The sequence below is a fragment of the Streptomyces sp. NPDC001985 genome (assembly GCF_040296845.1).
In the GTDB taxonomy this organism is placed as follows: domain Bacteria; phylum Actinomycetota; class Actinomycetes; order Streptomycetales; family Streptomycetaceae; genus Streptomyces.
Genome location: NZ_JBEOYB010000037.1, coordinates 41,111 through 65,950, shown reverse-complemented (window position 1 = coordinate 65,950; position 24,840 = coordinate 41,111). Strand labels below are relative to the sequence as shown.

General features: G+C 74.9%; 19 protein-coding genes. 11 read left to right on the top strand and 8 right to left on the bottom strand.

Going from position 1 to position 24,840, the window contains the following annotated elements:
* Nucleotides 1–651 precede the first annotated feature (651 nt).
* From ABT122_RS18515 to ABT122_RS18505, 3 genes are all read right to left on the bottom strand, one after another.
* A complete protein-coding gene (locus tag ABT122_RS18515) occupies nt 652–1,764 on the bottom strand; it encodes a WD40 repeat domain-containing protein (RefSeq protein ID WP_351552789.1) in 1,113 nt (370 codons plus the stop codon).
* A gap of 377 nt (nt 1,765–2,141) precedes the next feature.
* Nucleotides 2,142–2,726, bottom strand: a complete 585-nt coding sequence (locus ABT122_RS18510; RefSeq protein WP_351552786.1) for a hypothetical protein — start codon at nt 2,724–2,726, stop codon at nt 2,142–2,144.
* Nucleotides 2,723–4,594, bottom strand: coding sequence for an alpha/beta fold hydrolase (locus ABT122_RS18505; RefSeq protein ID WP_351552783.1), 1,872 nt, complete (start codon nt 4,592–4,594; stop codon nt 2,723–2,725). The genes ABT122_RS18510 and ABT122_RS18505 overlap by 4 nt, the downstream gene beginning before the upstream one ends.
* Before the next feature lie 769 nt (nt 4,595–5,363).
* Here ABT122_RS18505 and ABT122_RS18500 point away from each other — a divergent pair.
* The 8 genes from ABT122_RS18500 to ABT122_RS18465 all read left to right on the top strand — a co-directional run bounded on the left by ABT122_RS18500 (nt 5,364) and on the right by ABT122_RS18465 (nt 15,882).
* The gene (locus ABT122_RS18500; protein WP_351552780.1) at nt 5,364–5,972 is read left to right on the top strand and encodes a response regulator; all 609 of its coding nucleotides are present in this window, start codon (nt 5,364–5,366) and stop codon (nt 5,970–5,972) included.
* Nucleotides 5,973–6,530: 558 nt separating this feature from the next.
* Nucleotides 6,531–9,590 carry an AfsR/SARP family transcriptional regulator gene (locus tag ABT122_RS18495; RefSeq protein ID WP_351552777.1) on the top strand — a complete coding sequence of 1,020 codons (3,060 nt, stop codon included), beginning with the start codon at nt 6,531–6,533 and terminating at the stop codon, nt 9,588–9,590.
* Nucleotides 9,591–10,025: 435 nt separating this feature from the next.
* Complete coding sequence (locus tag ABT122_RS18490; RefSeq protein WP_351552774.1) at nt 10,026–11,315, top strand: PP2C family protein-serine/threonine phosphatase; 1,290 nt, start codon at nt 10,026–10,028, stop codon at nt 11,313–11,315.
* A gap of 149 nt (nt 11,316–11,464) precedes the next feature.
* A complete protein-coding gene (locus ABT122_RS18485; RefSeq protein WP_502976160.1) occupies nt 11,465–13,054 on the top strand; it encodes a sensor histidine kinase in 1,590 nt (529 codons plus the stop codon).
* A complete protein-coding gene (locus ABT122_RS18480) occupies nt 13,051–13,497 on the top strand; it encodes a response regulator (protein WP_351552768.1) in 447 nt (148 codons plus the stop codon). Before ABT122_RS18485 ends, ABT122_RS18480 begins: the two co-directional genes overlap by 4 nt.
* A 462-nt stretch (nt 13,498–13,959) precedes the next feature.
* Entirely contained in the window at nt 13,960–14,340 is a 381-nt protein-coding gene (locus tag ABT122_RS18475; protein ID WP_351552765.1) for a hypothetical protein, read from the top strand.
* A 239-nt stretch (nt 14,341–14,579) separates the two neighbouring features.
* Nucleotides 14,580–15,194 carry a hypothetical protein gene (locus tag ABT122_RS18470; RefSeq protein WP_351552762.1) on the top strand — a complete coding sequence of 205 codons (615 nt, stop codon included), beginning with the start codon at nt 14,580–14,582 and terminating at the stop codon, nt 15,192–15,194.
* A gap of 49 nt (nt 15,195–15,243) precedes the next feature.
* Nucleotides 15,244–15,882, top strand: a complete 639-nt coding sequence (locus ABT122_RS18465; RefSeq protein ID WP_351552759.1) for a class F sortase — start codon at nt 15,244–15,246, stop codon at nt 15,880–15,882.
* A gap of 212 nt (nt 15,883–16,094) precedes the next feature.
* Here the strand turns inward: ABT122_RS18465 and ABT122_RS18460 are convergent, their stop codons facing one another.
* Nucleotides 16,095–17,291 carry a cytochrome P450 gene (locus ABT122_RS18460; RefSeq protein ID WP_351552756.1) on the bottom strand — a complete coding sequence of 399 codons (1,197 nt, stop codon included), beginning with the start codon at nt 17,289–17,291 and terminating at the stop codon, nt 16,095–16,097.
* A gap of 489 nt (nt 17,292–17,780) precedes the next feature.
* On the opposite strand from ABT122_RS18460, the gene ABT122_RS18455 reads away from it, so the two are divergent.
* Entirely contained in the window at nt 17,781–18,371 is a 591-nt protein-coding gene (locus ABT122_RS18455) for an RNA polymerase sigma factor (RefSeq protein WP_351552753.1), read from the top strand.
* Nucleotides 18,368–18,634 (top strand): hypothetical protein, encoded by a 267-nt coding sequence (locus ABT122_RS18450; RefSeq protein WP_351552750.1) that lies wholly within the window; start codon nt 18,368–18,370, stop codon nt 18,632–18,634. Before ABT122_RS18455 ends, ABT122_RS18450 begins: the two co-directional genes overlap by 4 nt.
* Before the next feature lie 459 nt (nt 18,635–19,093).
* On the opposite strand, the gene ABT122_RS18445 is transcribed toward ABT122_RS18450, so the two are convergent.
* The 3 genes from ABT122_RS18445 to ABT122_RS18435 all read right to left on the bottom strand — a co-directional run bounded on the left by ABT122_RS18445 (nt 19,094) and on the right by ABT122_RS18435 (nt 22,814).
* Nucleotides 19,094–20,722: a multicopper oxidase family protein gene (locus tag ABT122_RS18445; RefSeq protein WP_351552747.1), complete on the bottom strand. Its 1,629-nt coding sequence runs from the start codon at nt 20,720–20,722 to the stop codon at nt 19,094–19,096.
* Nucleotides 20,723–20,816: 94 nt separating this feature from the next.
* Nucleotides 20,817–21,350 (bottom strand): hypothetical protein, encoded by a 534-nt coding sequence (locus tag ABT122_RS18440; RefSeq protein WP_351552744.1) that lies wholly within the window; start codon nt 21,348–21,350, stop codon nt 20,817–20,819.
* Nucleotides 21,351–21,629: 279 nt separating this feature from the next.
* Nucleotides 21,630–22,814: an acyl-CoA dehydrogenase family protein gene (locus ABT122_RS18435; RefSeq protein WP_351552742.1), complete on the bottom strand. Its 1,185-nt coding sequence runs from the start codon at nt 22,812–22,814 to the stop codon at nt 21,630–21,632.
* Between the two features lie 215 nt (nt 22,815–23,029).
* Here ABT122_RS18435 and ABT122_RS18430 point away from each other — a divergent pair, with 215 nt between their 5' ends.
* Nucleotides 23,030–23,710, top strand: coding sequence for a class I SAM-dependent methyltransferase (locus ABT122_RS18430; protein ID WP_351552739.1), 681 nt, complete (start codon nt 23,030–23,032; stop codon nt 23,708–23,710).
* Between the two features lie 156 nt (nt 23,711–23,866).
* On the opposite strand, the gene ABT122_RS18425 is transcribed toward ABT122_RS18430, so the two are convergent.
* The gene (locus ABT122_RS18425) at nt 23,867–24,814 is read right to left on the bottom strand and encodes a LysR substrate-binding domain-containing protein (protein ID WP_351552736.1); all 948 of its coding nucleotides are present in this window, start codon (nt 24,812–24,814) and stop codon (nt 23,867–23,869) included.
* Between the last annotated feature and the right edge of the window lie 26 nt (nt 24,815–24,840).

Below are 24,840 nucleotides of genomic sequence, written 5' to 3'. Positions count from 1 at the left end.
TCGCCTGTGGGGGCGCTTCCCGGCTGTCCGGCGGAGCGGACGGGACCGCGGTGGTGATCACTCGGTGATAGGGGGCGCGGCGGGGCGAGCGGCGCTGGGAAGGGTGTCTTCCCGGTCACTCTCCCGCCTTCGCTCTTGCAATGACAGGCGGAGTCGAGCCCGGGAACACTCTGCGGCCACCGGTCGCCGGAGCACTCCCGCCGCCTTCTGGCCGGAACGCGCTCTAGCGGGGGCGAGGCGGTCATGCGCTGGTTCTGCCGACCGGATCGATCCGTGCGGCTGTGCGGGTCGGGCGAGGGGGAGCGGGTGCCGCGCGCACGGCTCCGGAGGCACGGCCGGCACCGGGGTCTCCGCGGTGCGGGGGTCCGCCGATGCCCCGCCGGGTCCGTCGCGTCCTCGACGCGTCCTGCGCCCGGATTCGGCCGCCCAGCGCTCCGCCGCGCGCCGGCGGTGTGCCGGCGACCGGACCGGCGACCGGACCGGCGGCGGCCCCGGTGCCGCCTGGCCGGAGGTGGTCCGGCCGTCGCCGACCGGTTGTTCGTGGGGCGGGTCGCCGGGGCCGGCGGTGGGTGTCGTGCCCGGTCCGCCGGTCCGGCGTCCACACGGTGCGGGCGGGAGCGGCCCCTCGGGGTTCGGCTCCCGCCCCCGCGGTCAGGGGAGACTGCGGAGGAAGACATCCGTACGGCCGTTGGTGTCACCGGGCACGATGTCCTCCGCCGCGGACTGGAAGACCACCTCGCGCCCACCGGCGCTGACCGCGTCGATCCCGGCCGTGGCGGGCTGGGCGGAGACGGTCGCGTCGGTGCCCGTCCGCAGATCGCGCAGGGTGAGCGGCGACGGTCCGCTCGTGCCCGACGGGGCGTACAGCAGAAAGCGGCCGGTGGGATCGATGGCCACGCCCCGCACATCCGGAACCGTCCGGGCCGTGCCCGAGGCGGTGTCGTGGACATAGGTGTCGGCGCCGGAGAGATAGACGACCGTGCTGCCGTCGTCGCTGAGCTGGACGAGGGTCGCCGCCCTGGCGGGGCCCTCGATCGGGCCGACGGGGGTGCCGGTGGTCCGGTTCCACACGAAGACGTCCTGTTCCCCGCCGTCCTGGTAGGCGAGGTGGTGGGCGTCGTCGCTGAGGGACGGCCGCGACGGGTGGGTGTTGTGGAGCACGTCGACGGTGTACGTGTGGTTGCTGACCCAGTCGACCACCTCGATGCGCTGGTTGGGCTCCGGCGGCCTGAAGCGGACGCTGTAGGCCAGGCGCAGACCGTCCGCGCCCAGCGACATCTCACAGTTGTAGGCCGTGCAGCTGTGGCCGATCGACTCTCCCGTGCTCACCCGGTGGAGGCGGATGTGCTCGTTCCTCATCCATTGCACCGGATAGCCGGCGAACCCACCGTCACCGCTGATCGCCGCGGGTTTCAGCGGCTCCTCGTGCCCGAGCCGCGTGGTCTGCCCCGCCTGCCGGTCGCGGAGGTACACCTTCCTGGTCGCCGTCGTGCCGCCGGGGATGAGGTTTCCCGCCGACGACGTGAAGACGACCCGCCGGCCGTCGGGCGTGATCGAGGCGTCGACGGAGTGGCCGTCGCCCTGGGTGCCGTCGGTCGCGACGCTGAGCCTCTCGACCCCGGCCGCCCGGACACCGGCGGGGCCGGCCGCGGCGGCCCCCGGCGGCACCGCGGTGACCGCGAGGACGGCGACCGCCGCCGCGCTCACAGGGGTCCGCAGACGTCTGGTGGTGCCCTTCGTGCCCCGGTGCGTGATTCCTCTCAACTTCTCCCCCAGACGGGTTCCGCCTCCGGCTCCCCACCGGAGGACCACCAGCATGCAACCGCGCCGGAATGGTGGGGTCAATGCGTCGGATGACGTAGCGGGGACCCGCGCCGGCCCGGCGCGGCGCGCGGGCCGCCCTCGACCGCCGCCTCCCCGGGACCCCGGCCGGAACCGCGAGCGGGGCGTTCACCCGTCGCCCGTCCCGGCCTGCCGCGACGGGAGGCGCGGAGCGCGCCACCGCTGCCTGGCCCGCGCCGTGACCCGCCGCCAGGAGGCGGACGGCGGATCGCGGGCGGCGCGCCCGGACGGCCCCCGGCGATGGCGTCGCCGGGGGCCGTCCGGACCGGTCGGCCCCGTGAACGGACGCGCCGCAGCCGCTACTTCCCCTGCGCGGCGACGATGCGTGTGCGGGGCAGGGCCGAGGTGTACGGGGAGATGAACTGCCACTCCGCCTTCTCGTCCAGGTCGTACCCGGCGCTGCTGACGAGGGCGAACTGGAAGCCCTTGACGTCCTCGCCGCCTCCGGACTCCCGGATCTCGCGGCGCAGGAAGTCCACCAGGACGCGGTAGGAGGGCCGTTCCCGGACGGTGGAGAAGCCCTTGTCCACGACCCGCAGGATGTCGCTGCCCAGATCGAACACGGCCTTCGGGACACGGCGGCCGGGATACCACGCCACCTGCCGCGCCTTCCGGTCCCGCACCGGCGGTACCACGCTCCACGCGGAGGTCTCGCCCGTGTGGGAGAGCGTGCGGTGGATCAGCTCGGAGTCGTGCACGGACGGGTGGGGGGCGAAGAACCGCCAGTTCGGAATGGTGCCCAGGTGGTCCTTCCGCCGGGAGCGCCCGAAGAGTTCGTCGGGGTGCTGGGAGACGGCGGTGAGGGCGAGCGCCGCGGCCCCCGCGACGCGCCAGCCCGCGCCGGGGCCGCGCACGGCGTCCTTGAGTATGCCGGTGACGGTCATGTCCTGACTCCTTCTGTCGGTTGTCCTGATCGGTCGGCGGCGGCGAAGGCCGCGATGAGACGGGCGATGTCGAGGGCGTGCGCGGGCCGGGTGAGCAGGTCGTCGCGCCCCGCGTCCTCCAGCACCACGCACGCGCCGCCGCGCAGGTGGGCACGGACCAGGGCGCGGTGGAACAGCGGTTGTCCGGGGTCGCCGTCCACCGTCCGCCGGGCGGAGACGACGAGAGCCCGGCCGGGCGCGGCGGGGAGTTCCCCGGGGCCGGAGCGGAACTCCCGCTCCGCGGCCTCCCACTCGCGGGCCGCCGCCCACCACATCCGGCTGTCGGCGAACTGCGCGCGGGCGCGCGGGCGCGCGGCCCTGGGGAGGTCGCCGATCCAGTCGGGCGGCGAGAGGAGGAACCCGGTGCCCAGCCGCAGGAACCAGGCCATCCGCCGGAGGCCGCTCACGTGTTCCCCGGCGTCCCGGGAGCGCCGTGGCGGGCGGGGCGGTCCGGCGGGGTGGCCGGGGTCCAGGTACACGACACCCTCCAGCCGGTCGCCCAGGAGCGGTGCGGCACGCCGGACGATCTCCCCGCCCAGGGCGTGTCCGGCCAGGATCACCCGGCGCCCGCCGGTCACCTGTGCCTCGACGAGGTCCACCAGATCCCGGACGGACTCCGCCAGTCCGTAGGGGCCGGCGGCCCGGCGGGACGAGCCGTCGTATCCGGCGCGGGCGTAGCCGAGCAGTCCCAGCCCCGAGGTCTGCCGCAGTCGCTCGACGATCCGGGAGAAGTGCTCCGGGGGCGCGGCCGGACCGGTCTCGAACACCACCACCGGCCGGTCCGGTTCGCCCTCGGCGTGGTGTTCGTACCGCAGGAGGTTCCCGGTCCCGGTCACGAGCGTACGGCTGCCCGGCGCGCCCGCGAGGACGGTCAGCCGGCGTCGTACGGCCGTGGTGGCGGCGCCCGCGACCGTCACGGCCGCCGCGGTGACCAGGAGCGGGAGGACGCGGTCGTCGCGGCGGGCGCCGACCGGATGGGAACCGGGGACGGCGGTGTAGGCGACCAGGGGGAGCATGGAGCCGAAGGCGGTGAGGAACCGGGGCAGGCCCATGACATGGGCGTTGACCGAGTGGAAGAGCACCATCGCCGTGATCACGGGGCGCGCGGGGCGTCCGCCGCAGGTGTAGAGAAGAGGGAATCCGCACTCCAGCGCGACGACCGAGCGGGTCAGCAGCCGGGCGGCCCCCGGGTGCCGCCTGGCCCGGGCCCACAGACCGGCGTGACCGTAGGTGCGGGTCCGCAGCACCCCGGACAGGGCGGTGCCGTCGCGCCACTCCCGTCCCAGGAGTTTGACCCAGCCGGACGTCGCGTACGCGAGGTTGGCCTGGGCCGCGACGTACCAGACCAGGGCGTCCTTGGCGGCGTCCGAGCGGACGAGCCCGGCGGCACCGGTGGCACCCTGGACCAGGGCCACCACCTGGTCGGAACCCTCGGCGCCGAAGACATGACGGGGCGACAGCAGGGCGCCGGAGACGGCGAGACAGAGCCCCGCCGCGCCCCGCCATCTGCCGTCGCCGGGCGCCAGCAGCGCCGCCGCGAGGGCGGCCCGCCCGAGATGGACCGCCGCCGTGGCACGCGGCTCGGAGACGAGGTCGAGGAGCCCGCGCAGCAGGGGACCGGTGTCCTGGCACGTGTCCCGGAGGATGGACCAGTCGTTGAGCCCGCCCCGCTCGGTCTGGCGGCGCTGGGTGAGGTACTCCAGGGACGAGTGGAGTGTGGTGAGAGCGCTCAGGCGCTCGGCGACGGCCAGAGCGCGGTCGCGGGTCGGCCCGGTGGGTGTGAGTGCGGCCCGGGAGAGGCCGCGCAGGGCCCGCACGGATCGTCGCATACCAGTCCCTCGGCGAGTGGTGCCTGGACCACCGTCCGGCACGGTGCCGGACGGTGCGCGGAGCGGCCCTCGCGTCGCCGCCGTACAGCGGCGACGGCGGTCACAGAAGTGCGTGACGCCGCGCGGGAGCCCGTACCGATCGGCCGCCCGCCGCGCCGATCGCGGTGTGACGCCGGTCTCCCACGGATGAAAGCAGCGCCGGAACGCGGGCGATATGACGCGGGTCACACGGCTGACCGGGGGTGACGGCTCCGGATGGATGACATCCGGCAGGGGTCCGCCATGACGGATGTCAGGCCGCCCCGTACCCCGTCGCGCCGCCCGGCTCCGGTGCGGCCGGCGCCGTGACGGGCCGCGATGTGCCGGCGGATTGGCGCATGTGAGCCATGCCACACGCCTGGTCGGTCCGGGGGGTGGGGACGGGAGATCCGGAGACGGATCTGAACGGGGGCGCCCGGCCTCGCGTGCCTCTCCATGAGGATGGGCCGGGCACGCCCGCCGCGCCCGGCGCCGGTGTCCCGTATGGCGGGAACGTGCTCCGCGCGGGCTGTCGCCGCGCTGGGCGGCGCGGGGCCGGGTCCCGGTGTACGGGCGCGGCGCGCCGCCGTGACCGCCGGGCGGGTGCGGCACCGGGGCGTCACCCCGCGCCCCGGCCGGGTCCGGGTCCGTGCGCGCCGGTGAGGGCGGGGCCGGCGCGACAGGAGGGGGCGGGCGCGCGGTGCCCGCCGTCCTCGCGTTCCGCCCCGAAGGGATGGGAGAGGAGAGCCGGATGAGGATACGTGTGCTGATCGTCGACGGTGAGCGACTGGTCCTGGAGGCGCTCTCGGCCATGCTCGCCGAGGAGGAGGACCTGGACGTGGTGGCCCAGGCCACGACCGCCGCCCGCGCCTGCGACCTGGCTCGCCGGCTGACCCCCGATGTCTGTGTCCTGGACCTCAACACCCCGGACCGCGAGGGGCTGGGAATCGTCCGCGAACTGGGCCGGGCCCTGCCGTCCCTCCGGTGCGTGGTGGTGACCTCCCGCACCGCGCCGGGCCATGTCAGGGCGGCGCTCCGGGCGGGCGCGCGCGGCTTCGTCCCGAAGACGGCGTCCGCGCGGGAGCTCGCGGACACGATCAGGGCCGTGCACCGGGGCGGCCGCCGTGTCGACGCCGATCTGGCGGCCGAGACGATCTGTGCCGGGGACTCCCCCCTGACACCGAGGGAGACGGACATCCTCTCCCTCTCGGCGGACGGCGCCCCGATCGCCACGGTCGCCCTGCGGGCGGTCCTCACCCAGGGGACCGCCCGCAACCACCTGTCCAGCATCACGGGCAAGCTCAAGGTGGCCAATCGGCACGAAGCCATCCACCTCGCCCGGCGGCGCGGCTGGATCTGAGCCCGCCGGACGCGGCGCCGCGCGGCGCCGCGCGACATCCCGCGCTTCCGGACGGCGCGGTCGACGGCCCCGCCGGTGAACATCCGGAGCGGGAGGCGCCGGGGCGCGGGGACCGCGCGGCGGGCCGGGACCCGAGGTCGCGGCGCGCGGGGCCGGGGCGGGGAGCTGCGCTGGTGCTCGGCCGTTTTGTGGGTGGCGCGGCTGGGGTTCGGGTTGCCGTGGGGTGCGGGAGGGGCACTGCCAGCCGCCGCCGGGGCGGGGAGCTGCGCTGGTGCCTGGCCGTTTTGTGGGTGGCGCGGCTGGGGTTCGGGTTGCCGTGGGGTGCGGGAGGGTCACCGCCGGCCGCCGCCGGTTCCCCCGTACCGGAAGGGCGGTACCACCCGGCGCCGGGGCCGCGAGGGCCGGCGCCGTGGGCCGGGGCTCCTCCGGCCCGGCCCGGGGGCGCCCCCGCCGCCTCCGCGCCGGGAGGTGTCCGGAGGATTCGGATGCGGCCCGCGCCCCCGGGCACTTCCAGGGAATTGTTGAATCGGGCTGCCGAGAGGGGTTTCCCGGACTAGCGTGCCCGCCGAAGGGCGGTGGACGGTGGTGGAGTTCGGCGTACTCGGGCCGATCGAGGCGCGGGCGGACGGCGGCCTTGTCGACCTGGGGCACCCACGGCAGCGGTGTGTGCTGGCCGCCCTGCTCGTGGATGCCAACCGGGTGGTGCCGGTCGATGAACTCATCGGCCGGGTCTGGGCGGACTCCGGACCCCAGCGGGCCAGGGAAACCCTGTACAGCTATCTCTCACGGCTGCGGCGGGCCCTGAGCGCCGCCCACGCGGAGGCGCGGATCGTGCGGCGGAGCGATGGCTATGTCCTGGAGGCCGATGCGGCCACGATCGACCTCCACCGCTTCCGGGAGCTGATCGCACGCGCCCGTACCGCCGATGACGAGCGGGCATCGGCGCTGACGCGGCAGGCGCTGGGGCTCTGGCGGGGCGAGCCCTTCGCCGCGGCCGACACCCCCTGGTTCGGCGAGCTGCGCCGGACACTGGAGCGCGAGCGGTTCGCGGCGGAGTCGGACAGTCTCGACCTCGACCTGCGCCGCGGCCTCCACGGCGGTGCGCTGCCCCGGCTCACCGCCCGGGCGGCGGAGTATCCGCTGGACGAGCGACTGGCCGGACAGCTGATGCTCGCCCTCTGCCGGAGCGGGCGCACCGCCGACGCCCTGGCCCGCTACCAGGACATCCGGCACCGGCTGGCCGAGGAGCTGGGCATCGACCCCGGCGCGCCGCTGCGGCGGCTGCATCAGCAGATCCTGGTCGCCGACCCGGCGCTCGACACCGCCGCGGCGCTCGGCACAGGGCCTGCCCCGGCCGTGGCTCCGGCCCCGGCCCCGGCGCGGGTTTCACGGCCGGTGCCGCGCCAACTGCCCCCGCCACCGGCCGCGTTCGTGGGACGGCACCGCGAGATGGCGTTCCTGGACGACCGGCTGAGGACACCCATCGGCACGGACCGGGTGATGGTGATCTCGGCGATCGGGGGCGCGGGCGGGATCGGCAAGACCTGGCTGGCGCTGCGCTGGGCCCATGACCACCTCGCTCACTTCCCCGACGGCCAGCTGTACATGGATCTGCGCGGCTTCGACCCCTCCGCCGAACCCGTCCCCCCGGCGACAGCGGTGCGCGCCTTCCTCGACGCCCTGGGCGTCGGGCCCCAGGAGATTCCCGCCGACCCGCACGCCCAGGCGGGCCTGTACCGCTCCCTGGCCGCCGACCGGCGGCTGCTCATCCTGCTGGACAACGCCCGTGACACCGATCAGATCCGCCCGCTGCTGCCCGGCGGCGCCCACTGCACGGTCCTGGTGACCAGCCGCGGCCACTTCGACGCCCTCCGCGCCACCCATGGCTCCCGCGGTCTGACCCTGGACATGTTCGCGGCCGACGAGGCCCGTGAGGTCGTCGTCCGTGCGCTGGGCCGGGACCGGGTGGCCGCCGAACCGGAGGCGGTGGCGGGACTGCTGCGCCTGTGCGCCGGGCTCCCCCTGGCCCTGGCCATCGCCGCCGCCCGGGCCGCGTCCCGTCCGGACTTTCCGCTCGCCGCCCTGGTCACCGAACTCCAGGACGCCGGCGGCCGGCTGGACGCCCTCAGCGCGGGAGACCTCACGACCGATCTGCGGGCCGTGATGGAGACGTCCCACCGCGCCCTGGACGACAGCGCGGCGGAGGTCTTCGCCCTGCTGGGTACGGCCCCCGGACCGGACATCTCCTTGCCCGCGGCGGTCGCGCTCACCGGGCTGCCGCTCCGCCGCGCCCGTCTGGTGCTCCGCGCCCTGGAGGCGGCCCACCTGGTCAGCCAGCACGTACCGGGCCGCTACCGCATGCACGACCTGGTCCGGCTCCACGCCGTCGAACGCGGCCGGGACCTGCCGCACGCGTCGCGCGACGCGGCCGGTGCGCGGCTGTACCGCTGGTACCGGGCCGCGCTGCTCCGGGCGGTGACCGAGGTCGATCCGCTGAGCGAGACCCGCCCCGAGGAGTCGGCGGAGCCACCGCCAGGAGTCCCCGCGTTCGAGAGCGCCGACGCCGCCTGGGCCTGGCTGGACGAGGAGTACACCCATCTGACGGCACTGCTCGCATCGGCGGCGGCGCGGGGGCGCCACTCCTGGGTGGTCGAACTCGCCCTCGCCCTGCGCATCCCCTTTCTGCACCGCAGACGCATACCGGACTGGATCGGCGTCTACACCGTCGCCGCGCGGTCCGCCCGGCACACCGCCGACGCCAACGCGGAGGCCGAGCTGCTGGCGAACATCGCGGTCGCCCACTGCCTCGGCGGGCGGACCGAGGAGAGCCTGCCCTGGTTCCGGCAGGCCCTCGCCGCGTACCGCGCGACGGGCAACGACGCCGGGGCAGCGGGGGTGGCGGGAAACCTCGGGAACGCCTACGTCCTGCTGGCCCGGTACGCGGATGCCGAGCGGACACTCGACGAGGCGCGGGGCGCCTTCCACCGGCTCCGGGCCCTCCGCGGCGAGGCCAACGCCCTGAACAGCCTGGGCCGGCTGGCCACCCTGCGGGGTGCCACCGCGGAGGCGCTCCGGCGGCTGGACCGGGCCGCCGAGCTGTTCCGCGAGGCCGGCGACGGCTACGGGCTCGGCCACTGTCTGGTCAACAGCGGAGCGGCCCGGGGCGACGCCGGGGAGTGGGGGCCGGCCGTGCGCTGCCATGAGGAGGCCCTCGCGCTCTTCCGGCGGACCGGGGACCGGGGAGGCGAGGCGGAGGCGCTCAGCAAGCTGGTCGTGTCCCGGGTGCACCAGGACCCCGGGACGGCCCGGGACGTCCTGCCCGAGCCGCCCCTGGTCCTGCACGAGCGGGCGCTGGCGCTCGCCCGCACCGCCGGTGACCTGGCGCTGGAGGCCGAGATCCACAACGACACCGGCCGTACGGCGCTGCTGCTCGGCGACCCGCGGACCGCGGAGCTGCACCACCGCTGTGCCCTGGGCATCGCGGGCAGCCACCGGGAGGAGGAACTCAGGGCGCACCAGGGTCTGGGGGACGCCCTCCACGCACTGGGCCGTACCGAGGAGGCCGACCAGGAGTGGGCGCGGGCCCGGCGGGTCCGGGGTCTGTACGGACTTCGGTGACGGTGCCCGGCGGTCGGCCCGGCGCCCCCGTGCCCGTCCCCGCCCCCGTGCCCGTCTCCGTGTCCGTCTCCGTGCCCGTGCCCGTCTCCGTGCCCGTGCCCGTCCCCGCCTCCGTGCCCGTCCCCCCCGCGCGGGCCGTATCCGCTTCGCCCGGCTCCGGCGCGGCGCCGCCCATCTCCCGGCAGGGTGGAGCCGGGCGGTTCCCCCCTGCCCCCCCGCCACCGGCCGCCCCGACCGCCCGCGCCCGACCGGGCCACGCGGGCGCGTACGCCGTGCGGGCCGTCCCCGCCGTCCGGGCCCCCGCGCGATGTCCCGTGCTCCCGCACGGAACCCTCCGGTTCTCAATTAGGCTGCTCGGTGTTTGTCCGAATCTTCACCGTGGCGGCCGCGCGCCCCATGAGCTGGAGTACCCGCCAGCAGAAGGAGCGTGCCGAGATGGGGTTCGAACCCGTGGGGGCGGCGATCACGGGCGGTGCGGGCAGACCGGTCCCGCCGCAGCCCGGCCCCGCCGGGACGGCCCCGCGCCGCTCCGCCACGGCCGTGCCCCACGCCCCCGCCTGGCCGGAGGCGCGTCCGACGGTGCTGCTGATCGAGGACGACCCCGGCGACGCCCTGCTGGTCGAGGAGCTGGTCACCGACAGCGACATGGCCCTCGACCTGGGGTGGGCCCGCAGCCTCGGCGAAGCGCTGCCCCGCATCCGGGAGGAACGCCCGCACTGTGTCCTGCTGGACCTGCACCTCCCCGACGCCCAGGGTCTCCAGGCCCTGGAACGCGTCATCGAGGTCGCCGGCACCTCCGCCGTCCTGGTGCTCACCGGACTGGCCGAGGAGCAGGCCGGACTGGCCGCCGTCACGGCCGGCGCACAGGACTACCTGGTCAAGGGGCGGCTGGAGCCGGACCTGTTCGCCCGCGCCGTCCGCTACTCCATCCAGCGCAAGCATGCCGAGCTGGCCTCGGCGGCGCTCCAGGCCGAACGTCTCCGCGCGGAGGAGAACAGCCGTCTGGAGCGCGGCCTGCTGCCCACACCCCTGCTCCGCGACGACCGGATCAGGGTCTGCGCCCGCTACCGTCCCGGCCGTGCCCACGCCCTCCTCGGCGGTGACTTCTACGATGTGGTGCAGACCAGGGACGGGGTGACGCACGCGGTCATCGGGGACGTCTCCGGGCACGGCCCGTACGAGGCCGCCCTCGGCGTCTGTCTGCGGGTGGCCTGGCGCTCGTTCGTCCTGGCCGGGGTCCGCGGCCAGCGGCTCCTGGAGCTGCTGGAGGAGGTCCTGGTCGCCGAACGCTCGGGCCCCGAGATCTTCGCCTCCCTCACCAGCCTCACCCTGCACCTCGGGGAACGCCGGGCGGAGGTGCTGCGCGCCGGCCACCCCGGCTTCCTGATCCGCTCCGCCGCCGGCGTCCGGCACCAGGACGCTCCCCCCGGCCCGGTGCTCGGACTGCTGCCCGAAGCCGCCGAGTGGCCCGCGACCCGGCTGGAGCTGCCGCTCGACGGGGCGATCACCCTCTACACCGACGGCCTGATCGAGGGCCGCACCGGAAACGGCCCCGACCGGCTGGGCGAGGAAGGCCTGCTCGCTCTCGCGCGGCGCCTCGACGCACTCCCCTCCGAGGCGTTCGTCGACGGGCTGATCGACGAGGTCCGGGCGCTCTCCGCGGAATCCGGCGGGCACACGGACGACACCGCCCTCCTGCACCTGGACTGGAACGAGCCGACGTGACCACCCGCACCACACCCCATGACCCCACCACCCCCGCCACCCCGGCGCCCGGGGCGACGGCCGCGCGCGCCGGGACCTCCGCCACCGGTCCCCGGCGCGCGTTCCGGGGACTCACCGTCCAGGCGTGGTTCCTGCTCGCTCTGCTGGTGATGGGCACGGTCACCGCGGTGGCCGGTACGGTCGGCGCCGTGGCCCTCAACGAGACGGAACGGGCCAACGCGCATCTCGTGGACGACATCGCCCCCGCGCGGGCCGAGGCGTTCCAGCTCAAGGCGGCCCTCCTGGACCAGGAGACCGGCGTGCGCGGCTATCTGCTCACCGGTGACCCGGCCCTTCTGGAGCCCTACCACCGGGGTCTGGCCGCCGAGGGGGGCATCCGCGACCGCCTCACCGATCTCTTCCGGGCCGATCCCGGGCCCGCCGCCGACCTGGAACAGGTCGAGCGGACCGCGCACACCTGGCGCACCCGGTTCGCCGAGCCCGCCATCCGGGCGGAGAAGACCCGCGCGCCCTTCGCGCACAACGCGGGGAAGGCCGGCTTCGACGAGGTCCGCGCGGCCCTCGACGCCCAGCAGCGGCGGCTCCAGGCCGAACGGGAGCGGGCCCGCGCCGAACTCACCCGGGCCGGCGACCGGCAGGACCTGGCCCTCGCCGTCATTCTCGGCGCCTTCGTGGTCACCGCCGGAGGTCTGGCCGCCCTGATCCACTACGCCGTCGGCCGCCCCCTCACCGCGACACGGCTCGCCACGCAGCGTGTCGCCGATGGCGCGTTCACCCATCACATCCCGGAACGCGGCCCGGCCGACCTCCAGGCACTCACCCGCTCGGTCGAGGCGATGCGGGAACGGATCGTCACCGAGCTGGACACCTCCCGCCACAACGAGGAGACGCTCGCCCGGCAGGCCGCCGATCTGGAGGAGCAGCGCATCGAACTGGAGCGCTCGAACTCCGAACTGGAGCAGTTCGCCTATGTCGCCTCGCACGACCTCCAGGAGCCGCTGCGCAAGGTGGCCTCCTTCTGCCAGCTCCTGGAGCGGCGCTACGGCGACCGGCTGGACGAACGCGGCACGCAGTACATCTCCTTCGCCGTGGACGGGGCCAAGCGCATGCAGGTCCTCATCAACGATCTGCTGACCTTCTCCCGGGTCGGCAGGCTCCACGACAGCGTCCGGACCGTCGCCCTGGACGAGTCGCTGGACCGGGCGGTCCGGGATCTCTCGGTCGCCATCGCCGACTCCGGCGCCGAGATCGTCGTCCCGGACCCCCTGCCCGCCGTCCAGGGCGACCCCACCCTGTTCACGATGCTCTGGCAGAACCTCGTCGGGAACGCCGTCAAGTTCCGCAGCCCCGACCGCGTTCCCCGGATCGAGATCACCGCCGGCCACAGCGCGGAGGAGGGGGCCACCGGAGTGTGGACCTTCGCGGTGACCGACAACGGCATCGGGATTCCGGGCGAGTTCGCGGACAAGGTCTTCGTGATCTTCCAGCGGCTCCACAGCCGGGCTGTCTACAGCGGCACCGGCATCGGACTGTCGCTCTGCAAGAAGATCGTGGAGCACAGCGGCGGCCGCATATGGGTGGACCAGGAGTACGGGGACGGCACCCGGATCGTCTTCACCCTGCCCGCAGCGCCCCCCGCCCCCGGCGCGGAATCCGATGACGGCAGCCCGGCCGCCTCGGCGGTTCCGGCGCCTCCGTCAACCCGCCCGACCGAATCCCACGGAGGAATCACCCCATGAGCACGCTCCCGCACCGCCCCGTCGAAGTCCTCCTCGTGGAGGACGACGCGGGCGACGAGCTGATGACCCGGGAGGCCTTCGAGGACAACAAGATCGGGAACACCCTCCATGTCGTACGGGACGGGCTGGAGGCCCTCGATTTCCTCTATCGCCGCAAGGAGCACGCGAACGCTCCGCGCCCGGATCTGATCCTGCTGGATCTCAACCTGCCCAAGTACGACGGGCGCCAGGTACTGGAAAAGATCAAATCCGACGCGGAGCTGAGTCACATCCCCGTGGTGGTCCTCACCACATCGGCCGCCGAGGAGGACATCCTCCGCAGCTACCGGCTCCATGCCAACGCCTATGTGACCAAGCCCGTCGACCTCGACCAGTTCATGAAGGCGATCCGGCAGATCGACGACTTCTTCGTCACCGTCGTCAAACTGCCCCGCTCCTTCTGACCCGGCTCCGTGATGGCCCGGCCCGCCTCCCGGGGCCCGCGCGAAGCGGCTCCGGGCGGCGAGCCCGGCCATCACGCCCTCGGGCCCTCCCCGCGGCGGCCTGACCACCGAGATCCCCCGGCCGCCGCGACGGGGACGGCAGCCGGAGGACCCGGGTCGTCCCGTGCGGATCGGGCCGGGCCCGCGAGCCCTCGGGCCGGGCCCGCGAGCCCTGGTGCCTGATCCGGCCGATCCGGAAGAGACTCCCCGGCCGTGCCGGGCGACGATCTCGCGGACGCCGGACAGGTCCGCTTCCCTCTCCTTCTCGTCCTCGTGCCGGCCGTCCCCGTCCAGGATCGGCACCACGGTCTCCGGGGTGAAGCCCCGGCCGAAGCGCCGGACGCTCAGGCAGTAGGCGAAGCCGGACTCGCCGAAGAGGCCGCAGCCCTCGCGGCGGCAGTGCTCCGCCAGACCGTCGGACACGTGCCGGCGCGTACCGTCGTACCGGACAACACCGCCCGCGCGGTGAATCGTCCGGCCCGTGGCGGAGTCCGTGAGGTTCAGCGACTCGTCGTTCTCGGGACGGTCGCGGACCAGGGCGACGAGGGCGTCGGGGACGCCCCCGCAGAAGGAATCCTGGAGGGCGAAGTCCTCCTCGGCGTACGGATTCAGCGCCGACTCGTGGTCGAACGTCAGCAGCAGCACGCGACCGTCCTCCGCGAAGTACCAGACCGCGGACTGGCCGCCGCCGTCGTCCCAGGCCGGACGGCGCGCGCCGGTCACCGTCACCGGGTCGACCCCGGCGATGCCGTCCGTGACGGCCGCTCGGCGCCGTACTTCCGGGAGGGTGTCCACCGCCTCTGACACGGCCGTCCTGGTGCGCGCGGCCGGTGCGCGCGCCCCGGCGGCCCGATGCCCGGTGGTCCGATGCCGGGCGACCGGCGGCCCGGCGGCCCGGCTCCGGGCGGCGTCGCGGATGTCCGCCAGTCGGGCGATTTCTCCCGCTTCACCGGCGTTTCCCGCCCCGCTCCCCGGCCGCCCGTGCCTCCCTTGGACCGTCACGCGATTAGTACGACAATCATTCCGGCTTGAAGGAGCCCACCATGCACATCCCCCATTCTGTCCACCCCCGCGGCACCCGCACCTCCGCGGCGGCGGCGGTCGTACTCGCCGCGGGGCTCGCTCTGGCCGCCGCGCCCGCCGCGTACGCGGCACCGGGAGACAGCGGCGACCTCACCATTCTGGCCTCCGGCGCGGGCTGGGGCGCCCAACGCGACGGCGCGGTCTGCAAGTTCAAGCTCGTCGCGGACAACTTCGAAACCCTCCCGGCCATCGCCTGGACGATCACCGTCCGCCCGCCCACCGTCCCACCCGGTGACACCCTGACCGGGAATCTGCCCCTCGACCAGGGCAGGGCCCGCAGCAACGAGTACCGGCTGGCCGACGGTACGTACCAGCTCCAGTGGACGGTCCCCGGCGGTGTGACCAAGCAGAAGACCTTCGTGGTCCACTGCGACGAGGGCAAGAACCCCGGCCGGACCTATGAGAAGCCGTCCGGCCCCGTGCCGGCGGGCGGCGGCGGCGTGCCCACCGTGGAGAGCGCCGCGTCCCCGGCGGAGATCGGGACGGCCACCGCGCTGGTCGCCGGCGCGGCGGGTGCCGCCGGGCTGGTGCTGGCCCGCAGGGCAGCGCGACGCCGCTCCCGTGGCGAGGCCTAGCCGGCCCTGCCGGCGACGACGGGGACCGAGCCGCGCATGCCGTCTCACCATGACGCTGTGCGCGGTCTCCTCCCTGGTGACCGGCATCGTCTGGGTGAGCGGGGAATCGCCCGGGACGATGTCCGCCGCCCGCGGCTCCGACGCCGCGGGCGGCGCGCCGCCGCCGTCCCCAGAGGACCCGCACCGGCCGCCGGAGAAGGCGGCGGCGTCCCACGCGCCGCTGTCGCCCTCCCGCCCCGTGAAACTGTCCATCCCCGCCATCGTGATCGAGGCCCCGCTCCTCGGTGTCGGCCTCGACACCGAGGGCCGCCTCGGCGCGCCCCCGCTGAGCAAGCCCAGGGCCGCCGGCTGGTACCGGGGCGGCCCCTCCCCGGGAGAAACGGGTACGGCTCTGATCGTCGGCCACCGGGACACCCGGACAGGAGCCGCCATCTTCCTCAACCTCAACGCGCTGAAGCGGGGCCAGAAGGTCGAGGTCGTCCGCGCGGACCGGCGTACGGCGGTGTTCACCGTCGACGCCGTCAAGACCTACAAGAAGAGCGAGTTCCCGGACGACACGGTGTACGGACCTGCCGCCCGCCCGGAACTCCGGCTTCTGACCTGCGGCGGACGCTTCGACAAGAAGTCCGGCTACTCGGCCAACGTCGTGGTCTTCGCCCATCTCACCGCGCTCCGAAAGGCGGCGTAGAGGGCCCCGGGCCCTGAGCCCTGAGCCCTGAGCCCTGAGCCCTGAGCCCTGAGCCCCGGGCCCCGGGCCCCGGGCGAAGTCCATGTCCGTACCGCGCCGTTGTCCGCGCCGGCCGAGGGACACCATCGTGCGCCCGCAAGCGCTGGAACGGCTGAACCGGGAGGCCGGCGGGACCCTGCCCGGCTCCCGGATCACCCGCGGCGCGGCGGCCGTCAGCCCGCGACGAGTTCCACGGGCAGCTCGACGGCGGCCCGCACGATCAGACCGTCCTTCCAGCGCAGCTCGTCCAGTGGCCCGGAGGGAGCGAGGGCGGGGAAGCGGGTGAACAGCGAACGCAGGGCGACCTTGAGTTCCATCCGGGCGAGCTGGGCCCCCAGGCAGAAGTGCGGGCCGTGGCCCAGCGCCAGGTGCGCGGCCGACCCGGGGCGCGCCAGATCGAGCCGGTAGGGGTCGGGGAAGGCCGCCGCGTCGCGGTTGGCCACCGCGACCATGGGAATGACCACCTCACCCGCGCGCACCCGGGTCCCCTCCAGCTCGATGTCCTCCAGGGCGATCCGCGGCAGGATTCCATCGGTCATCTTCGAGTGCCGCATCAACTCCTCGATGGCGGCGGGCCAGAGCTCGGGCCGCTCCTTGACCAGCGCCAGCTGATCGGGATGGGCGAAGAGGGTGATGAGGGAGTTGCTGATCTGGTTGACGGTCGCCTCGTGCCCGGCGAGCAGCAGCCCCTGCACATTGGTGACCAACTCGGCGTCGGACATCACCCGCTCCCGGTCGTTCGTGGCGACAAAGGCCGAGATGAGTCTGGAGTCGGGGTGGCGGCGGCGTTCCTCGATCAGCTCCCCGACGTAGGAAGCGATCGCCGCCAGGGCAGCCGCCAGCTCCTCCTGGGCGTGGGCATGGACCGAGAGCAGCGGGAAGGTCCACGCCCGGATCTGCTCCCGGTCCCGGTGCGGTACCCCGAGCAGCTCGCAGATCACCATGATCGGGAGTGCCGCGGTGAAGGGCCGGATCAGATCGCCGGGCAGCTCCAGCGCGTCGAGGAGTCCATCGGTGGTCCGCTGGATCGCGGGCTCCAGACCGCGGACCATCCGTGGGCTGAACGCCCCTGCCATCAGGCGCCGGAAAGCGGTGTGCACGGGCGGGTCCAGGCTCGTCAGGACCCCGGGAAGGTTGTTGACGCGCAGGAGGGCCGGCAGCTCCGCCTCCAGGGCCGCGGCCCGGCTGAAGCGCGCGTCCCCGAGGACCTGGCGGACCGCCCGGTGGCTGAGGGCGAGCCAGATCTCGATCTCCTCCGCGCCCGTACCGGTCCGCGCGCGCACCACCGGCCCGTCCTCCAGCAGCCTCATTCCCCGGGGGCAGTGGTCGGAACTGACGGAGTCGATGAAGGGATAGCTGGGCAGCGGCACGGGTGGCCTCCTGTCTCGGGGTCCTCCTGGTGACCACGGACCGCGGCCCGGCGCGGTTTGAGGCGTCCCGTACCACCACTCGTTTCCGGCCATCCCTCCACCGGGGACCTCGGGAACACCGCGACACGGGACGGGTGTCCGCGCCGCCGTCGTTCCGCGCGACCGCGCGGCACCGTTCCGCGAGGCGTTCCGGCGGGTCTGCGCCGGAGGCGCGGAGGGCGTCCGGACGGGCAGCCACCGGCCCGCGGCCCGCGCCGCCGGAGCCGGAGCCGGAGCCGGCTCCGTCGCCCGAGCCGGTGGGAGCCGTGCCCCGGCCGCCGTCGCGCGGTCCGTGAATCCTTTCGGACCCGCCGCGCCTCTTCTTCATGTGCCCACACCATGGTGGGCACGGAACACGGAGGTAATCCATGCTCGTCGGTGCCGTCATCACAGCGGCTGTCCTCATCTGCCTCTGCGCCGTTCTCGTACTCCGCGGGCGGGGGCGTTCCCGTGGCTGACCCGACCTGGCCCGGCGAGCGGCTGGTCCTGGCCGCGCAGCGGGGCGACTCCGAGGCGACCGCCGCGCTGCTCTCCGGCTCCCACCCGCACGTGCGGCGCTTCGCCCACTCGCTCTGCGCCTCACCGGAGGACGCCGAGGACGCGGCGCAGGAGGCGCTGATCATCCTCTACCGGAGGATCGGGATGCTCCGTGCCTCCGGGGCGCTGGCGTCGTGGATGTTCCGCATCGTCCGCAACGAGTGTCTGCGCCGCGTACGGCGGCTGCGCCGCCCGGAGGACCCGATGGGCGCCGGCGCCACAAGCACCGCCGGTCACTCCGCCGCTTCCGCACGGCGATCCGCCGAGGACGAGGTGCTGGAGCGGCTGGAGGCGGACTGGGTGGTGAACGCGATTCTCGCGCTCCCCGCCGACCAGCGCAGGGTGCTGATCATGCGTGATGTCCAGGGAGAGAGCGGCCGGCGGACCGCCGACGCGCTCGGCCTCACCACCGCCGCGATGAAGTCCCGCCTCCACCGCGCCCGTGCGACGCTGCGCGAAACCCTGCGCGACGGTTCCGGTCCGGCTCCGGGGGAGCGCCGATGACCACCGGCCCCGCCTTCGCGAGCACGTCGGTGCCCCGGCACCTGGCGCGCGGCGCGGCGGGCTTCGGCGCACTGGCCGGTTCGGTGCTCCTCCTTCCGGCCATCGGCCCGTGGAGCCTGCTGCTGGCTCCGCTCGGACTCCTCGCGCTGCGCGGCTGTCCGCTCTGCTGGACGATCGGGCTGGTGCGGACAGTGTCGATGGGACGGTGGAAGCGGTCCTGCGCGGACGGGCGGTGCGAACTCACGAGCACCGGACACCGCTGACCCGCGCCAGGCCAGGGTTGGCCCCCATGCCGGGCCTCTCCCAGGGCCGGGAAGGCGACGGCCGGCCGGGCGCGGGGCGCGCGGCCGGTTCCCGCGAGGGAAGGCCGTGTCCGGAGGCGATGGGTCCGCGCCCCTGACCCCGGGCGCCCCCGGCCGGGGATCGACGGGCCGTCGCAGAACCTGGGTCGTCTCTTTCGGATCGTGCCGGGGCTCGCGAGCCCTGGCACCGCGCCTCGCCGCGTTGTCGTCGGTCGCCGGCGCTCCGCGTGGGCTCCCTCCTCCGCCTCGCGATCCACGGCACCGGACCCCGCTCACCGATCCGGCCCGATCCGAGAGAAACTCCCCAGGCCGGCTCCGGGTTCGCAGATCCCCCGCCTCCCGGACGCCGCGACGCGGGCCCGGGCTCTCCGAGGAGCCCGGGCCCGTGGCGCCGTTGGCGCGGGGCCCGCGCGGCGGGGGCTACTTCCGGTAGCCGAGGGTGGTCATCATCCCCGCCTCCGCGTGGTAGACGTTGTGGCAGTGGATCATCCACAGCCCCGGGTTGTCGGCGTCGAAGTCGACGGTCAGGGTGCTGCCGGGGAGCACGATCGCGGTGTCCTTGCGCGGTCCGCCGGGGACGTCCGCCAGGGCGAAGGTGTGGCCGTGCAGATGGACCGGGTGCCACATGGAGGTCCTGTTGCGGAAGACCAGCCGTACCCGCTCACCGGCACGGACGGCGTGGCGCGGCGGTCCGGGGGCGTACGGCTCACCGTCGAAGGCCCAGTCGTACCTCGCCATCCCGCCCGTCAGTACGATCTCGGCGGTGCGGTCCGGCGCCCGCCGGGGGAGTGCGACCGAGGCGTGCGCCCGCAGCTTCCCGGCGGTCAGCAGCCGCCCGTCCAGCTCCTTCGGGCGTACGGACGCGGTCGGCGCGGAACCGCCGCCGGTGCGCAGCAGGGCGAGGGCGGCGGCCTTCTTGCCCTCGGCGACGGCGGTGAGGGGGAAGACGCCGTCGCCGGCGGTCACCAGGACGTCGTAGCGCTCGCCCATGCCCAGCAGCAGGGCGTCGGTCCTCGCGTGGCGGACCGGGAAGCCGTCGGTGTGGGTGACGGTCATCTCGTGGCCGCCGAGGGCGACGCGGAAGGCCGTATCGCCGCCCGCGTTGATGATCCGCAGCCGGATGCGGTCGCCGGGCTTCGCGGCGAAGGAGGTGGGGGCGCCGGGGGTGCGGCCGTTGACCAGATAGTGCGGGTACGCCACGTCCCCGGCGTCCCCGCCGAGGAGATCGCTGTTCGCGCCCATCATCATCCGCGACGGGCCCCCGGGGTCCGGAGCGCTCGTGCCCCGGGTGAGCGACACACCGGTCATGCCGTGTCCCTCGTGGCCGCCGCCGCCCATGCCCTCGCGGAGTTCGGCCAGGACGGCGTCCGGTGTGGAGCCGTCCACACCGTCGACCCAGTCGTCGAGGACGACGACCCACTCCCTGTCGTACGCGAGGGGCTCCTTGGGGTCCTCCACGATCAGCGGCGCGTACAGGCCCCGGTCCTGCTGGACCCCGGAGTGGGGGTGGAACCAGTACGTCCCCGGGTGGGCCAGGGCGAAGCGGTGGAGGAACTCCCCGCCCGCCCGGACGGGCCGCTGGGTGAGCCCGGGGACACCGTCCATGTCGTTGCGGAGGGCGAGCCCGTGCCAGTGGAGGGAAGTGGTCTCGGGGAGGTTGTTGGCGAGGGTCAGGGCGAGGGTCTCCCCGGCGGTGGCCCGGATCTCCCGGCCCGGCAGCCGGTCGCCGTAGGCCCAGCTGCGGACGGTCCGCCCGCCGATGTCGAGCCGCGCGGGGGTCGCGGTGAGCCGCACCTTCCGCTCGGGGCCGCCGCCGCGCTCCGCCTCGGCGGCGGCGACCTCCGCGCCGTCGGGCGCGACGAACTCCCCGGACCCGGTGGCGCTCCCCGGGCTCGTGGGCCTCCCGGCGGGCCCGCCGCCCCCGTGCCCGGTGTGGCTCCCGCCGGAGCCGGAGCCGGAGCCCGCGCCGGAGCAGGCGGCCAGCAGGCCCGACCCGGCGACGGCGAGTGATGCCGTGGTCATGGAGCGGCGTGTGATGTGCGTACGCATGAGTGGGTGCACCTCGTGGTGGTGTCGGAACAGGGCATACGGACGGGCCGTGCCGGCCGCCGCCGGGGGAGGCGGGGGGCGGCGGGACGGCGGTCTAGGTCCGCAGGACCGACAGCTGGGCGAGGAGCGTCCGGGGCGAGGGAGGGGCGGGGGCCGGCGCCGGGGCGCGCGGCATCGCCGGGCCCGCCCGTTCGCGCCGCCGGGCGCCGCGCGGGAGCCGGCGGCCGGCGGCGACGAGCAGGACGGCAGCGCAGGCCCCGAGGACCGCGAGGCAGACCATCGCCGAATCCATGCCGTGCTCCCCTGGTGCGGGGGCGGGTTCGGGGGTGCCGTGACCGGCGGCGGGTGCGGGTCCGTGGTGCGGTCCGAGCGTGACGACGGCACCGGAATCCGGCTCGTGGCCGGTGATGGTGACCGTGCCGGCGGCGAAGAGCGGAGCCGTGGCCCGGGCGGGTGTGCCGTGGCCCGGGGGCGCGAGGACGGCGGCGGGTTCGGAGGCCGGCCCGGCCGGGATGGCGGCGCGGGGCCCGGAAGGATGGCCGAGGGTGTGCATGGCGGCGATCCCGAAGAGCAGCAGGGCGACGAGGAGCAGCACGCGCGCCGCCTGTGCTCCCCGATCCGATCCCATGGCGCACAGCATACCCCTAGTGGGTATGTGTCCCGTTGTTTCCCCCGGGTGGAAGGGGTCGTCGCACTCCCCGCGCGCGCGGCGGGCCGGTGTCCGCGCCACCGGAGCGACGGTCACCCGGTCCCGCGGCGACCCCGGGGCGCCCTCGCGGGACCGGGTGACCCGGGGCGGGGAGGGTGAGGCCCCGGCGAAACGCCCTGGGGAGTTTCTTTCGGATCGTGCCGGATCGGTGAGCGGGGTCAGGGCTCGCGAGCCCCGGCACGATCCGAAAGAGACGACCTAGAGGAAGGGCGTCCCGGCGTCGAGCCCCGACAGCACCCTTCCGTACAGCTCCAGATTGGCGGAGGGGTTGACGAACGAGTGCAGGTTCAGGGCGTTCACATCCCGTACGATCCGCTGGATCGGCACCTCCCGGTGCAGGGACGAGGCGCCCGAGGCGGACCCGATCAGGTCGACGGCCTCCTTGCTCAGCCGTGCCAGATAGCCGCACTGCGCCCTGATCCTGGCCCGCTCCTCGGTGGTGTACGGCTCCCCGCCGGCCGCCTTGGACTCGATCAGCCCCACGAAGTCGGCGGCGAGCAGTTCCGCGGCGGAGACCTTCATCGCGGCCTCGGCGAACTGGAGATGGGTCACCGGTGCCTCGTGCTGGCGCTCGTAGAAGGTGTAGGTGATGCCGCGCCGCGGTATGCGCTCCGCGAACTCCGCCAGCGCCGCCCGGCCCAGGCCGAGGGCGCTCGCGGCCGTCCAGGCGCAGAACAGCAGCATCACCGGCATCCCGTAGAAGGGGTCGGCGCTGTTGCGCCGGGACGGAAACGTTCCCTCCAGCAGGGGCCCCACCGGCAGGACGCGGTGGGCGGGCACATGGACGTTCTCGGCGACGACGGTGTCGCTGCCGCTCCCGGCCAGACCGGTGACGTCCCAGTCGTCCAGCACCGTGAGATCGGCCAGGGGGATCGCCAGCCACAGCATCCGCGCCGGGCCCTCGCCGGTGTCGTCCAGCGCGGTCAGCAGGTGCCAGTCGGCGGTCCGGCAGCCGGTCGCGAAGGGGGACCTTCCGTTCACCGTGTAACCGCCGTCCACCGGAACGGCCTTCGAGCTCGGGATGAGCGTGCCGCCGACCCGCGCGTCGGGGCTGGTGAAGATCTCGTCCTGGGCCTCGTCGGGGAACAGGGCCGCGATGAACGAGGTCCCGGCCTGGATGAGCGCCAGATACCCGGCCGACCCGCAGGCGGTGGAGATCTCGCTCAGCGCGTCGACCTGGGTCCGCAGCGAGGACTGGTAGCCCCCGTAGTGGCGGGGCGCGTTCATGCGGTGGATTCCGGCGCCCGCGAGAGCCTCGGTCACCTCGTCCGTCACCCGCCGCCGCTGCTCGGCGCGCGCCGCGTGCGAGCGGATGAGCGGCCGGAGCTCGCGCAGGCGTGCGACGAGGTCGGTGTCCGAACGGGGTACTGACGAACCGGCCAAGGGGCGACCTCCGGTCTCGGGTCACAGAAGGACCCTCACCGTGGCGCCGATCCCGGGGACTGTCAATGGCGCCTCCACGCAGGTGAGTTGAGGCCTCGGCGCGGGCACGCGGGCACGCGGGCGCGCGGGGCCGGACGGCCGGTGCCGGCGGCTCGGGGCCTCCCCGCCCCGTCCCGGTCCCATCCCGCCCCGTCCCGGCAACTACTGTCGCGTGCATGGTCGAACACGATGCCCTCACCGCCACCCGCGAGGCCTACGACGCCGCCGCCACCGCCTACGCGGAACTGTTCCGCGACTCGCTGCGCGACAGCCCCCTGGACCGCGCGATCCTGGGCGCCTTCGCCGAGGCCGTCGCCGGGAGCGGGCACGCGCGGGTCGCGGACCTGGGGTGCGGGCCCGGCCATGTCACCGCTCATCTGGCCGGGCTGGGCCTCGCGGCCTCCGGTGTCGACGCCTCGCCCGCGATGATCGCGCTGGCCCGGCGGGCCCATCCGGAGCTGCGGTTCGACGTCGGCTCGATGGCCGCGCTGGACATCGCCGACGGCGCGCTGGGCGGTGTGCTCGCCCGGTGGTCCATCATCCACACCCCGCCCCCGGAAGTCCCCGCCGTCCTCGCGGAGTTCCATCGCGTGCTGGCGCCCGGCGGCCATCTGCTGATCGGCTTCTCGGCGACCGACGGCCCGTCGCTCCTGACGCAGTCCTTCGACCACGCGGTCGCCCCGGCCCATCGCTGGTCGCCCGGTCATCTCGCCGCGACGCTGCGCGAGGCCGGGCTGGCCGAGGTGGCCCGGATGATCCGGGAGCCGCAGCCCACCGACCGGCGGCAGTTCCAGGAGGTGCACCTGCTCGCCCGCAAGGCCGACGCGGGGGCGCTCCCGCCGCGCGCGGACGGGTGAACTCCCGGTTCGCCGGGCCGGTGCCCGCGCCGCGCGGGGACCCTCGGCGCGGCGGGAGCCGGGCCGAACCGGGGAGTCTCTCTCGGTTCGGGCCGGGCCGGTGAGCGGGGTCCGGTGCCGGGGCTCGCGAGCCCGGCGAGAGCCGAGAGAGACGGTCTAAGGGGCCGCCGGGGGGCCGCCGAGTGTCTCGCGCAGCAGGACCGCCTCCCGGTCGAGATGGTGGAGCAGTGACCGCAGGGCGGGGGTGCGGGTGCGGTGGGCCGCCTCGGTGGTGCCCACCGTGCGGCCCACCGAGGGGAGCCCGACCGGCAGCGCGGCGAGGTGCTCGTCGTCGCGCAGGACCAGTTCGGGCAGGAGCGCCACCATGTCCGTCTGGAGGAGCAGCGCCCGCATGGTGAGGATGGAGGTGCACTCGACCCGGTCGGCGGGCAGGGCGAGGCCCCGGTCCACGAAGAGGGCGCCCAGCTCCTGGCGCAGAGCGGTCTGTTCGACCGGCAGAATCCAGGGGAACCCGAGGGTGTCCGGGAGCGTGACGTCCGCGGCACCGAGGAGCGGATGGCCGGAGCGGACGGCGAGCCGGATGGGCTCCCGGTAGAGCATCCGCTGGCGCAGCCCGTCCCCTTCCGCCGGGGCCGATCCCACCCGGCCGACGATGACGTCCAACTCACCCGCCAGCAGCGCCGGGTGCAGGACGTCCGGGGTGCCCTCCCGTACGACCACGGTGAGCCGGGGCCGTTCCCGTTTGAGCCCGGCGACCGCCCGGGGCAGGAGCACGTTCGCGCCGGCCAGCAGGGTGCCCACGGTCACCGTGCCCTCCCGTCCCTGCCGCAGCCCGGTGAGGTGCTCCCCGGCCCGCCGGACCTCGGCGACCACCGCGCGGGCGTGCTCCGCCAGCGCCTCGCCGTAGACGGTGGGCCGCATCCCGCGCGGTACGCGGACGAAGAGCGGCAGATCGGCGATGGCCTCCAGCTCCTGGAGGGTCCGGGTGGCGGCGGGCTGGGTGAGGTGCAGCGATTCGGCCGCCCGTACGACGCTCCCGTGCTCGTGCACCGCGATGAGCAGGGACAGATGCCGGAACTTCAGCCGGCCGTCCAGGAGGTCCATCCCCGCGGGCTCCTTCCGGTGAGGCG

Coding starts and splice junctions, on each gene's coding strand:
- ABT122_RS18510 (WP_351552786.1), bottom strand. CDS start 2,726: ATGACCGTCACCGGCATACTCAAGGACGCCGTGCGCGGCCCCGGCGCG.
- ABT122_RS18505 (WP_351552783.1), bottom strand. CDS start 4,594: ATGCGACGATCCGTGCGGGCCCTGCGCGGCCTCTCCCGGGCCGCACTC.
- ABT122_RS18500 (WP_351552780.1), top strand. CDS start 5,364: ATGAGGATACGTGTGCTGATCGTCGACGGTGAGCGACTGGTCCTGGAG.
- ABT122_RS18490 (WP_351552774.1), top strand. CDS start 10,026: ATGGGGTTCGAACCCGTGGGGGCGGCGATCACGGGCGGTGCGGGCAGA.
- ABT122_RS18485 (WP_502976160.1), top strand. CDS start 11,465: ATGGGCACGGTCACCGCGGTGGCCGGTACGGTCGGCGCCGTGGCCCTC.
- ABT122_RS18480 (WP_351552768.1), top strand. CDS start 13,051: ATGAGCACGCTCCCGCACCGCCCCGTCGAAGTCCTCCTCGTGGAGGAC.
- ABT122_RS18470 (WP_351552762.1), top strand. CDS start 14,580: ATGCACATCCCCCATTCTGTCCACCCCCGCGGCACCCGCACCTCCGCG.
- ABT122_RS18465 (WP_351552759.1), top strand. CDS start 15,244: ATGACGCTGTGCGCGGTCTCCTCCCTGGTGACCGGCATCGTCTGGGTG.
- ABT122_RS18450 (WP_351552750.1), top strand. CDS start 18,368: ATGACCACCGGCCCCGCCTTCGCGAGCACGTCGGTGCCCCGGCACCTG.
- ABT122_RS18445 (WP_351552747.1), bottom strand. CDS start 20,722: ATGCGTACGCACATCACACGCCGCTCCATGACCACGGCATCACTCGCC.
- ABT122_RS18440 (WP_351552744.1), bottom strand. CDS start 21,350: ATGGGATCGGATCGGGGAGCACAGGCGGCGCGCGTGCTGCTCCTCGTC.
- ABT122_RS18430 (WP_351552739.1), top strand. CDS start 23,030: ATGGTCGAACACGATGCCCTCACCGCCACCCGCGAGGCCTACGACGCC.
- ABT122_RS18425 (WP_351552736.1), bottom strand. CDS start 24,814: ATGGACCTCCTGGACGGCCGGCTGAAGTTCCGGCATCTGTCCCTGCTC.